Annotated in this window: 12 protein-coding genes; 7 read left to right on the forward strand and 5 right to left on the reverse strand. The window is 56.3% G+C overall.

The annotated features are described in order from the left end of the window. Positions 1–156 precede the first annotated feature (156 nt). Positions 157–654 carry a D-glycero-beta-D-manno-heptose 1-phosphate adenylyltransferase gene (gene rfaE2, locus IGS51_RS14530; RefSeq protein ID WP_297079244.1) on the forward strand — a complete coding sequence of 166 codons (498 nt, stop codon included), beginning with the start codon at positions 157–159 and terminating at the stop codon, positions 652–654. 167 nt (positions 655–821) lie between these two features. Next, positions 822–1,586, forward strand: coding sequence for a GUN4 domain-containing protein (locus IGS51_RS14535; RefSeq protein WP_297079246.1), 765 nt, complete (start codon positions 822–824; stop codon positions 1,584–1,586). 54 nt (positions 1,587–1,640) lie between these two features. On the opposite strand, the gene IGS51_RS14540 is transcribed toward IGS51_RS14535, so the two are convergent. Next, positions 1,641–2,810, reverse strand: coding sequence for a DUF58 domain-containing protein (locus tag IGS51_RS14540; protein ID WP_297079248.1), 1,170 nt, complete (start codon positions 2,808–2,810; stop codon positions 1,641–1,643). 5 nt (positions 2,811–2,815) lie between these two features. Next, positions 2,816–3,166 (reverse strand): YkgJ family cysteine cluster protein, encoded by a 351-nt coding sequence (locus IGS51_RS14545; RefSeq protein ID WP_297079250.1) that lies wholly within the window; start codon positions 3,164–3,166, stop codon positions 2,816–2,818. A 420-nt stretch (positions 3,167–3,586) separates the two neighbouring features. On the opposite strand from IGS51_RS14545, the gene IGS51_RS14550 reads away from it, so the two are divergent. The 5 genes from IGS51_RS14550 to IGS51_RS14570 all read left to right on the forward strand — a co-directional run bounded on the left by IGS51_RS14550 (position 3,587) and on the right by IGS51_RS14570 (position 7,002). Beyond that, positions 3,587–3,718, forward strand: coding sequence for a photosystem II reaction center protein Ycf12 (locus IGS51_RS14550; RefSeq protein WP_068508718.1), 132 nt, complete (start codon positions 3,587–3,589; stop codon positions 3,716–3,718). A gap of 412 nt (positions 3,719–4,130) precedes the next feature. Further along, positions 4,131–5,147, forward strand: a complete 1,017-nt coding sequence (locus IGS51_RS14555) for a ribose-phosphate pyrophosphokinase (protein WP_367279343.1) — start codon at positions 4,131–4,133, stop codon at positions 5,145–5,147. A gap of 302 nt (positions 5,148–5,449) precedes the next feature. After that, positions 5,450–5,800 carry a histidine triad nucleotide-binding protein gene (locus tag IGS51_RS14560; protein WP_297079252.1) on the forward strand — a complete coding sequence of 117 codons (351 nt, stop codon included), beginning with the start codon at positions 5,450–5,452 and terminating at the stop codon, positions 5,798–5,800. A 180-nt stretch (positions 5,801–5,980) separates the two neighbouring features. Then, entirely contained in the window at positions 5,981–6,367 is a 387-nt protein-coding gene (locus IGS51_RS14565) for a hypothetical protein (protein WP_297079254.1), read from the forward strand. Further along, a complete protein-coding gene (locus IGS51_RS14570) occupies positions 6,367–7,002 on the forward strand; it encodes a histidine phosphatase family protein (RefSeq protein WP_297079256.1) in 636 nt (211 codons plus the stop codon). The genes IGS51_RS14565 and IGS51_RS14570 overlap by 1 nt, the downstream gene beginning before the upstream one ends. Positions 7,003–7,008: 6 nt before the next feature. Here the strand turns inward: IGS51_RS14570 and IGS51_RS14575 are convergent, their stop codons facing one another. The 3 genes from IGS51_RS14575 to IGS51_RS14585 all read right to left on the reverse strand — a co-directional run bounded on the left by IGS51_RS14575 (position 7,009) and on the right by IGS51_RS14585 (position 9,829). Next, complete coding sequence (locus IGS51_RS14575; RefSeq protein ID WP_297079258.1) at positions 7,009–7,794, reverse strand: PhnD/SsuA/transferrin family substrate-binding protein; 786 nt, start codon at positions 7,792–7,794, stop codon at positions 7,009–7,011. A 157-nt stretch (positions 7,795–7,951) separates the two neighbouring features. Continuing rightward, complete coding sequence (locus tag IGS51_RS14580; protein ID WP_297079259.1) at positions 7,952–9,187, reverse strand: hypothetical protein; 1,236 nt, start codon at positions 9,185–9,187, stop codon at positions 7,952–7,954. A 27-nt stretch (positions 9,188–9,214) separates the two neighbouring features. Continuing rightward, positions 9,215–9,829, reverse strand: coding sequence for a glyoxalase-like domain protein (locus IGS51_RS14585; RefSeq protein WP_367279344.1), 615 nt, complete (start codon positions 9,827–9,829; stop codon positions 9,215–9,217). Positions 9,830–10,072: the final 243 nt, after the last annotated feature.

The following is a 10,072-nucleotide window of genomic DNA, read 5'->3' on the forward strand; positions in this document are numbered from 1 at the left end:
ACCCGTGAGAAATCGTTCAAACCCCAAAGAGCTTATCGCAAGTGCGTAAGTCCTGTGTGAATCCAGGGAATGAGGAGGTCAAGCAATGAGCAATAAGGGGGCGATAATTTTGGAGAGCCGCTTTTCCCTAAACTCCTGACTCCCAAACCTCTGACTATGCCCGTCTACACCCTGACTGAATTGCAGCAGGCGATCGCCCAAAATCCTGACCAATGGCGACCGCTGGTGTTTACCAATGGCTGCTTTGACCTGATTCACGCGGGGCATGTGCGCTACTTGCAGGCGGCGGCAAACCAGGGGCGATCGCTCGTCGTGGGGCTAAATAGCGATGCCTCGGTGCAGCGCATTAAGCCTGCCAAACCCGGACAGCCGCCGCGTCCCATCGTGCCCACAGCCCAGCGGGCCGAGGTGTTGGCAGCGCTGAAACCCGTGGATGGCGTGGTGGTGTTTGAGGAACCCACGGCGATCGCCTTGATATCGGCCCTCCAGCCCGATATCTACGTTAAGGGCGGCGATTACACGGTCGCAACGCTGCCGGAAGCGCCCACAGTCCAGGCCTACGGCGGGCGAATCGAGCTGATTCAAGTAGAAGTGCCCAGTTCCACCACGGCGATCATTCAGCGCATTCTGGCAGGCGCAGCCAGCAAAGAGTAGAGGTGGAGATTAAAGTAGGACTTACGCAGTTGGGCAATTTCTCATGGGCGCAGTCCGCGAGAAATTGCCCAAAATCCAGAGAGCTGATGGCAAGTGCGTAAGTCCTGTAAAGGTTAAAATGAGAAATCGCGTAAAACTCGCGCTTTTGCTCGGTGCTGCTGCAAATCATGGATAACGTGCAAGCCAATCTGTCACAATCTCCGCTGGATCTCACCGCTTCGTCCAAGCCTGGCGCGTCCAACTTCATTCCCGATTTCCTCGCCCGCCTCCAGTCTGAAAACGAGAAGACCCAGTTGCAGTTGCTCCAAGACATTGCCGCCCAGGGCGAATCCGGGCTGACGGTGCTGATGCGGGTGCTGCAAGACCGCCAGGGCAGCAAACCCGGGCCGCTGGAAGGCAAGGCCGTGCAGGTTTTGGCCGCTGCTGAATCTCCCAAAGCGCAGGAGTTTTTGCAGACCCAGTTTCCTCAGGGGCTAGTGCCTGGGCGATCGCAGCGCGGCGTAGACTATTCCCCGCTGCAAACGCTGCTAGTTCAGCAAGACTTTCAGGCGGCCGATCGCCTGACGCTAGAGAAACTGTGCGAACTGGCGGGGCCGGCCGCCGTGCAGCGCCGCTGGATTTATTTCACCGAAGTCGATGACTTTCCCATCGAGGATTTGCAGACCATCAACACGCTCTGGCTCGTCTATTCCGAAGGCAAGTTTGGCTTTTCGGTGCAGCGCGATCTGTGGCTTAGCGTGGGCAAAAACTGGGATCGGCTCTGGCCACTGATTGGTTGGAAGTCAGGGAATAACTGGACACGCTATCCGGGCGGCTTTACCTGGAGTTTGACGGCTCCCCGTGGTCATCTGCCCCTGTCCAATCAGCTTCGGGGCGTACGCACGATGGCCTCGCTGATGGCACATCCAGCGTGGACCGCGCAGGAGAAGTGAGGCTGATTTTGGATTTTGGATTGGCGATTTTGGGTTGCACGAGGTGCTGATGGTCTATTGCTGAAGCTGGGGGAGTAGCGGCTTGTCTGGCTGGATGATTCGGCCGGTGATCGATTCGTCTGGGTGGCTTCCGCTGGAGTCTGCATCTTGCCAGAGGAGCCAGCGGCTTTGGGGCGGCAGGCTGTTGCAGTGCTGAAGAGAGGGCGTGAGCCAGATGCAGGGAGATTGCGTAGGCGGGTGATTGGGGGAGGGTTCACCGGGCTGCACGGCGGCAAGGGCTTCTAGCACGAGGCGATCGCCCCGCAGGCTCCCCGTTCCGGCAGTCCACAGGCTGACAGTCATGCTCTGGCGCAGCGCATAGGCATAGAGCGAGGCGGCCGCGATCACGGCCTGTTCAAAAGCGTCGGGCTGCCAGAGAGCGGCACTGTTCAGCACAATTACAACTTCCTGTCCACCTGTGAAGCGCTCCAGTTCTCGTAGCCGCAATTCGCCGTAGCGGGCGCTGGTGCGCCAGTGAATCAGCCGAGTCGGGTCACCCCAGCGGTAGGGACGCAATGTCCGCGTCACGCCTTCGGTCGCCATCTGGGCGCGGCGCTGGCTTTCGGTGGTGTGGCTGGGGTCTTGCCCCATTTCGTCGATCAGGGGGCACTGGCTGAGGGGCAATACGGTCGGGTAGACCACGGCCGAGGCATTGACTAAGTGCGATCGCCGTCCCCAAAACAAGCCCAGCGGTGTGGCAGTCCGTAAATCCACCCCATCCCAGCAATACACGCCCCGTCGATCTGCGGTGCGGCTGTAGACCCAGCGATAGGTCTGGCCGGGCGCTAGCGACTCGATGACGGTCGTTTCTGCTGGGCCCAGTTCTGGCGGCGGGCAATCGCACACCTGCAACAGCGTTTTTGCCTGTCGTCCAGTGTTTTCAACGGCCAGTTCTAAGTTCAAAGCATCGCCTGCACTGACGGGTTCAATCGGCATTCGGCGAACCGCCAGCGCCCGCAGCGATCGCCCCGGCAGCAGCGCCCCCAGCACCAGCAGCGCCCCCATCAGCCCGCTGGTAGCATAGAGCCAGCCCGCCATCGTATTCGTCGCTGCGCCAAAGAAAAATAGAGCCAGCCCAAGGGCGACCCAGCCACCATAGGACGGCGCGACCCAGCGCGTCTCCAGTCGGTTTACCAGGGTTGCCCCCAGCCGCCGAATTCCAAACCGTTTAATGCCTAGCCTCATAGTTCTTATATGCCCACTTCTCGGTCAAAGCGCAGCATCTCTAGACTGCGATCGCCATACACACCCTCAATCTGCTGGCGACAACAGTCGATCGCAAAATCATTTAGCTCCTCTGGCTCAATGCCAAACAAATCCTGGAACACGGCTGGCTCTACTCGGCAAAAGCGGGGGCGCTTCTCGTAAATAGTGCATTCCCGCGAGTCTGGCTCAAAGTGAATGCACCAGCCGTCGGGGCCGACCAGGCTCAGGTATTCCGCCAGTTCCGGCGGCGACAGGTATTCTTCCAGATCAGGACGCTCTGCTGGGTCAAGGTGACAACAAGCCCCACACTGTTTCACGCAACGCCAGGTTGCCATAGCCTCTCAACTCCCAAGTGCGATCGCCCCTTCCAAAGTGCCCAGAAATACCTAGATATGCGCCGCATCGCTCTATCAGCGCAGACAGCCCCATCGACGGAAAACCCAGACCCAAAACTCAGGGGAAAGTTTTGTAACGTTTTTTAATTATTCTGATGTAGCTTCGCGGGGCGACCGCCACACGGCTCTGCCAAACCAATTCGGGCGGAGCAATTTCTGAAAATCCTGAAAGAAGAAGCGTTTAGCCGAACCTGCTCCATCTCCTCACCCCACGTCAGAACTCCCCATTGCCAGACGGTTCCAGACAACCACCGGATTTTTGTTAACTTTCTGAGAATCGGGTTCCCCACACAGGTAAAATGGGCGAAGACATTTGACTTAACTAAACCTAACCTAAATTTCGCGGCATGTGAGGGCGCAATGGATCTGATTAGCAATCTGGTTGGCAATGTTAACTGGGAAGCCATTGTTCAGTTGACTCTGGTAGGCATGATCATGATTGCCGGGCCAGTGGTGATATTTCTGCTGGCTTTTCGCGGCGGCGACCTGTAGGCTCTCCGTAGTTTGAAGCGGTTGACGAGCGTTTACGTTGACGAGATACACCGAGAGCTTACACACTGACCGAATTCAATTGCTATCATGAGAGACTGTAGGCGATCGCCATCTTTTAGGTGCATTGCCTCAGTTTTCGCACTTTTTGCTTCGCGTATTTGCTTTTCATAGTTTTTGCTCGGTTAAAGCCTCACTGGGTTTTGTTTCGATTAGCTTAGAGTGTACGGGTCGTTTCGGAAACCTGTCGTTTCGGAGACATCCGGGTGCCTCCGAGTTTCAGTATTTTCTCTACTTTTTCACTCCGACCGTTTCTTTTTTTAAGGCTATATTTGGCAGTTTTACATTTTCCAGTATTTATTAATTTCCCTGGAAATCTGAGCGGCTGTTGTCAAATTGGAATGATAAGATTGCGGTGACTATTTCCCGAGGAACTGTTGTGATCCGCTCGGCAGCTTTGTCTCTTCAGCCTCCTCTGCCTCAAATTGCCGACAACAGCCGCCTCAGGCTGTTTTCGGGTTCTGCCAATGTCCCCCTCTCCCAAGAGGTGGCCCGCTATCTTGGCATGGACTTGGGGCCGATGGTTCGCAAGCGGTTCGCAGATGGTGAGCTATACGTCCAAATTCAAGAGTCCATTCGCGGGTGCGACGTTTACCTAATGCAGCCCACCTGCTGCCCAGTGAACGACCACCTGATGGAACTGTTGATTATGATTGACGCCTGCCATCGGGCGTCCGCCCGCCAGATTACGGCGGTGATTCCCTACTACGGCTACGCTCGCGCAGACCGGAAAACTGCCGGCCGCGAATCGATTACAGCCAAGCTTGTGGCCAACCTGATTACTCAGGCAGGCGCAGATCGAGTATTGGCGATGGATTTGCACTCGGCCCAGATTCAAGGCTATTTCGACATTCCGTTTGATCATGTCTACGGTTCGCCCGTGTTGATTGAGTACATCGCCAACAAGCAACTGTCGGACATTGTGGTAGTGTCGCCCGACGTAGGCGGTGTGGCCCGCGCCCGCGCCTTCGCCAAAAAGCTAGATGACGCTCCGCTGGCCATCATCGACAAGCGCCGCCAGGCCCACAACGTGGCCGAGGTGATGAACGTGATTGGCGACGTGGCCGGCAAAACGGCTGTGCTGGTAGACGACATGATCGACACCGCTGGCACGATTTGCGAAGGGGCGAAGATTTTGCGGGAACAGGGCGCACGCCAGGTCTACGCCTGCGCGACCCACGCCGTCTTCTCGCCGCCTGCCACTGAGCGCCTCTCCAGTGGGTTGTTTGAAGAGGTGATCGTTACGAACAGCATCCCTGTGCCCGAAGATCACCGCTTTAAGCAACTCACGGTGCTGTCGGTGGCGAACATCATCGGCGAAACGATTTGGCGTATTCATGAAGATAGCTCAGTGAGCAGCATGTTCCGCTAGATCTGTTGCAAGGCTCTGTCGCAGGCATCTAGTCTGAGCTTGTTCTAAGTTTTTCTAAATTTTTCCAGAGATGGCGATGTGAGGTTTTGCTCGATCGCCATCTTTTTTTGGCTCTCTGGGTTACCTGGCTGTCGCGTTGGCGCTGAGCGTTTGGGCTGGTTGGGCAAATCTGTTGCGCCAAGTTGCTAGGAAACTCGTAGAATTTCACCAGTCCGCTGAATGTGAAACGCTGAGCGCAGTCGCTAGAGAATTCTATTCAGACCTATATTTCACCTATCTTTCAATATCTCAAGCGTGATCCCATGACCGAGCCAGCAGATACTCTGTTTCTCAAAATTATTCGCCGCGAAATTCCTGCGGACATTGTGTACGAGGATGATCTGGCGATCGCCTTCAAAGACATTAACCCCCAGGCTCCTGTCCACATTCTCGTTGTGCCCAAAAAGCCAATTCCCTGCCTGGCCGACGCAATCCCCGAAGATCATCGCATTCTGGGGCATTTGCTGATGACAGTGAAGCGGGTTGCAGATCAAGTGGGCCTAGAAAACGGCTATCGTGTTGTGATCAACACCAAAACCGATGGCGGGCAAACAGTCGATCACCTGCATCTGCATTTGCTGGGCGGTCGCGCTTTGGCCTGGCCGCCGGGTTGAGGGGGGTTGTCCTAGTTTGCGGCTGCCTAGTCTGCGGCTGTTTAGTCTGCGGCTGTTTAGTCTGCGGCTACTTTGAAGGGCGATCGCCCGGCTGGATCTAAAGAAACCCCGTAACTCCCTTGCCGATTTGAGGATAAGCCTTAGGATCTAAAAAATCGTTTCGCCTTAAGATAAGCCCTAATGAATACCGACAAACTCAGCTTTCTGGACGAAAATCAATCGGTTGCTTCCGTCGTTACCAAGCTGCACGAGTATTTCAAAAACTCCTACTCTCGCTGTAAGGTGAAGCGCAGCCAGTGCCTGAGCCAGCTCGATGCGGCAACTGGGGAGAAGGAACAGGCAATTTTGCAAGACCTGGAAAAAATTGACCAAGAAATGGCGCTGTTTGGTGTGCTGAATGACGCGCTCTCGATTGCAGACCGCGTGGTGCATTCCAAAGCAATGTCGAGTGCGCTTGGGCTGGACAGCGAAATTTATCAGATCCACCACGAAACAGAAGAAGAACAGCGGGCTGAGTGGAATTTGGCAGAATATCGAATTTCGCAGCAGCGGCAGACGCAGCAGTAATGGGACTCACGCTTTACTTCCTGCGGCATGGGGAAACGCCCTATAGCCAGACCGGCCGATACTGCGGCGAGATCGATGCTGAGCTAACGCCCGAAGGACATCAAATGGCAGCGGCCTTTGCGGCGGCCTATTCTAGTGTGCCCTGGGATGCGGTCTACGTCAGCCCGATGAAGCGCACGATTGCGACGGCTACGCCGCTGTGTCAGGCGGTGGGGCTAGAGATGCAGCTACGCGACGGGCTAAAGGAAATTCGCTATGGCAAATGGGAAGACCAGTCGCCAGAATTCGTCAAGGAACACTATCTCGAAGATTACATCCGCTGGATGACTGAACCCGCCTGGAACCCACCAACGGGCGGCGAAACGGCAGTGGAAATTGCCAGCCGCGCTTCACTGGTGGTGGCCGAGATCGAGGAAAAATACCCCACGGGCACCGTGCTGCTGGTGTCGCACAAGGCAACGATTCGGATTTTGCTCTGCACACTGCTGGGCATTGATTTGGGGCGCTATCGAGATCGCCTCAATGCTTACGCTGGGTCGGTCAGCATTGTGAAGTTTGGCGACCACGGGCCGATGCTGGAGGTGTTGGGCGATCGCACGTATATGGGCGACCTGCGGCATCGCACCGGGACTTAGCAGCGGTCAAGCCTCTGAACCAGACAGCGAGACGGCGGCGGCGATCTGCTGCATGTGGCGAATGGGGTCATAGTCGCGATCGCCCACCAACACAAATCGGGCCAGGCCGCCCCTTGCTAAAATCTCTTCTCCTTCTGGATCGTCGGCCATTTGCACCAGCAGGCTGCGGAGGCGGGTGCGGAGCGCAGCAGGAACTGTAGTAGACACTAGCCAAGGCGGACTAGGGCTGGGGCCAAGCGTGTCAATCACGCGAATCTGGCGTTGCAAAGATGAATCTTCGCGCAGCGCGTGTTCTAGCACCGTGCTGTCGATCGCCGACGCATCCACTTCACCGCTCAAGATCTGCTGGAGCGAATTCTGGTGTGCGCCCGACTCGACCACGCTGCCAAAAAAGCCGCTGCGCTCTTCTAGCATGGCTAGGTGGTAGCGCGTCAGGATATAGCCAGAGTGCGATCGCGGTTCGTTGTAGGCCCAGCGTGCGCCGCGCAGATCCGTAAACTGCTGAAATGGGCGATCGCGCCGCACCACCACGTCTGAAAAATAAATCGGACGATTTTGGTAGCGATCGCCCCGCATCACAGGCGCAGCCAACAGTTCAATCTGCGGATTTGGCTGATCAGCCTTTTGCACATAGGGCACACCGCAAATCCAGCAGACCTGAATTTCGCCCTGGTCAAAGCGCTCCTCCCGCTGTTGCCAGGGAATGTGGTCAATAAACTCGGTCGGCAGTTCGAGTTTTCGTTCTGCATAGGCCGCAATCTCTGCCATGACAGGCAGCGTGTTATCAGCCATACAAGAGGTGAATTTTAAGAGGCCGGTTCCAGATTGATCTGGTCGATGATCCATACGTGTAGCCGAACAAGCTCGAAGGGCGATCGCCATCTCTCAGACCTACAAGGACTGAGAAAAGACCAATCCTACCAGACTTGCTCCAGCAGACAACATGCCGCTATGCCAGTCCCCTGGCCGCACCCGCATCCACCAAACAGCCGCTACAGCCACAGCGCCCATAGGATAGGAGCCGTTGACCCAGCGCCCCATTCACGGGTGCGCCCCTGCGCCGCGTTGCCTGTCTCGCAAACTGGGCTGCCTGCGTGCTGAGGGGGTTCACGCTGGCATTGCCATAGGACACCGTATGGCCCAAATCATTCAGCACCGCGATATCCAAAACCGTTGCCCGCTTACGCTGGCCTCGCTGGGCAAACGGGGTCATTAAGGGTTCCCCCACGCCGCCAAAGGTGTAGTCATTGCGAATATGCTCAGAACTGTCCAACGGCAGGGCATTGCCGCCGTTCTGCGCTCTCGTATTCGACCCACCAAAGCCGCTGCTGGTCATGAGTCGACTGAAGGCGCGACTGGTGCCAAACCCCAGGACATGGGCAATTTCATGCAGCGCGGTCGAGAAAAAATCCTGCTGATTTCTAGGAATATCGCTGGTGCTGTCGAGCGTGCGGTCAAAATACCAGTCCGTGGTAAGGTTAAACGCCATCGAGCCAATCCACGGCTGGAACGTGTTGCCCTCGTACCGACTCTCGCCCACGAAGTAGCCCGACGGCCCCGACAGCGCCAGGGTTGTGCCGCCTAGTTGCCGCGCCCCGACAAAAATGGTCAAATCATCAATCGGGCGATCGGTCACAAAGGTTCGCACGGTTCCCCCCGTAGCCGGATTTCGGACGTTCGGCGTGCGTTTCCCCGTGGGCACGTCAGGAAACTCACTCCGGATAATCGTAGACCAGACCTCTGCCGCTGCCTCTAGCACGGCTCGCCGCAGCGGGGTAAACCAACCCCTCGTGTCAAAGCGATAGTCGATTTCAATTTTGAAGTCGCTGGTCTTTAGCGGCGCAGCCGACAGCGTAAGCTTGTAATTTGTCCGCTGGTTTGCCTGATTGGGCACAACGCGAATAAAGTAAGTGCCTGCCGTCAGGGTGTCACGGATCACTTCTGGGCGCTTCCCCTTTCGAGCCGACTGGAGTAAGGTTTTGCCCTGGTCATCCAGCAGGGCCACATCTGCATTTGCCGTTAGCTCCGACAGATTCAGCAAAAACTGGCTGGCTCGCAGCACTCGAAATCGGTAGAAATCCAGATCCTTGCCGCCTACGAAATCCCGAAAGGACTTGGGCGTTTCTGACAGGCGAATACGCCGCGCGGCGTTTAATGTATTTCCAGCACGATCGGGAGGAGTCATAGCGTGTATACCCAGTTGGCGGACTTGCTAATTTGCCACTTCAGACATCTCAAAAATCCAACCGTCCCAGTCTTTCACCAAAAAGTTCAGCGGTTTATCGCTGCGAATTTTGTACTGTGCGCCCCGGCTCTGAATTCGCAACAGCATTTGCTCCAGACAGTCGTGATCAAAGCAGACATGGCGCTGGCGGTTCTTTTCGCCCAGGCTTGCACCCGTAATCACATGAAGTTGGGTCTTTTTGCGGAGTTGATACCACAGTCCGTCGGGACTGCTGAGCGAGGGGCTGGTGGAATAGCCTGTGGTGCCCGATAGATAGAGCGGGTCTAACCCAGCCCCGCCAATGGTCTGCTCGTAGTTGTAGTAATAATGCAGCGGCACATCGGCGGCGGGCAAATCCAGCACCTCTTCATAGAAGCGCCGCGCTAGCTCCAGATCCGACACCATGATGGTGTAGACCTTGGGGGCGCTGGAAAGGAACATCCACATGGCTCCGGCGTAGGCAACCAGCAGCATCACCATCACGCCCTGAGTAGACAACAGCCCATCGATTGGGATCGCCAGGAAGAGGGAGAACAGTTGGGTAAATAGAAGCTTGGTGAACAGGGGGTCTGCTAGTGAAGCGGTCATTAGAGGGAGAGCCATGAGCATCTGCACAGTAGGGCAAGCGCTAGAAGAACGAAGAAGGAAGAACGAATAGGGAAACCAGAGCTATGAGCATCTGCACAGTACAGCAAACGCTAGAGGCACTGGGTGGGCACGATTACTGACTCCAGTGTATCAAGAACGTCTGGGTAATCAAGGCCGGCGATGCAGCTTGAGATGGGAGGGGAGAGGCGGGGCGATCGCCCTTCCTGCTTCATTGGGCGCATCCCAGTGCTGCAAGTT

Origin of the sequence: Thermoleptolyngbya sp. M55_K2018_002 (genome assembly GCF_015295965.1) — a bacterium.
Taxonomy (GTDB): domain Bacteria; phylum Cyanobacteriota; class Cyanobacteriia; order Elainellales; family Elainellaceae; genus Thermoleptolyngbya; species Thermoleptolyngbya sichuanensis.

Excerpts from the sequence above, each read along its gene's own strand:
- rfaE2 (WP_297079244.1), top strand. The coding sequence starts at position 157 with ATGCCCGTCTACACCCTGACTGAATTGCAGCAGGCGATCGCCCAAAAT.
- IGS51_RS14535 (WP_297079246.1), top strand. The coding sequence starts at position 822 with ATGGATAACGTGCAAGCCAATCTGTCACAATCTCCGCTGGATCTCACC.
- IGS51_RS14540 (WP_297079248.1), bottom strand. The coding sequence starts at position 2,810 with ATGAGGCTAGGCATTAAACGGTTTGGAATTCGGCGGCTGGGGGCAACC.
- IGS51_RS14545 (WP_297079250.1), bottom strand. The coding sequence starts at position 3,166 with ATGGCAACCTGGCGTTGCGTGAAACAGTGTGGGGCTTGTTGTCACCTT.
- IGS51_RS14550 (WP_068508718.1), top strand. The coding sequence starts at position 3,587 with ATGGATCTGATTAGCAATCTGGTTGGCAATGTTAACTGGGAAGCCATT.
- IGS51_RS14560 (WP_297079252.1), top strand. The coding sequence starts at position 5,450 with ATGACCGAGCCAGCAGATACTCTGTTTCTCAAAATTATTCGCCGCGAA.
- IGS51_RS14565 (WP_297079254.1), top strand. The coding sequence starts at position 5,981 with ATGAATACCGACAAACTCAGCTTTCTGGACGAAAATCAATCGGTTGCT.
- IGS51_RS14570 (WP_297079256.1), top strand. The coding sequence starts at position 6,367 with ATGGGACTCACGCTTTACTTCCTGCGGCATGGGGAAACGCCCTATAGC.
- IGS51_RS14575 (WP_297079258.1), bottom strand. The coding sequence starts at position 7,794 with ATGGCTGATAACACGCTGCCTGTCATGGCAGAGATTGCGGCCTATGCA.
- IGS51_RS14580 (WP_297079259.1), bottom strand. The coding sequence starts at position 9,187 with ATGACTCCTCCCGATCGTGCTGGAAATACATTAAACGCCGCGCGGCGT.
- IGS51_RS14585 (WP_367279344.1), bottom strand. The coding sequence starts at position 9,829 with ATGGCTCTCCCTCTAATGACCGCTTCACTAGCAGACCCCCTGTTCACC.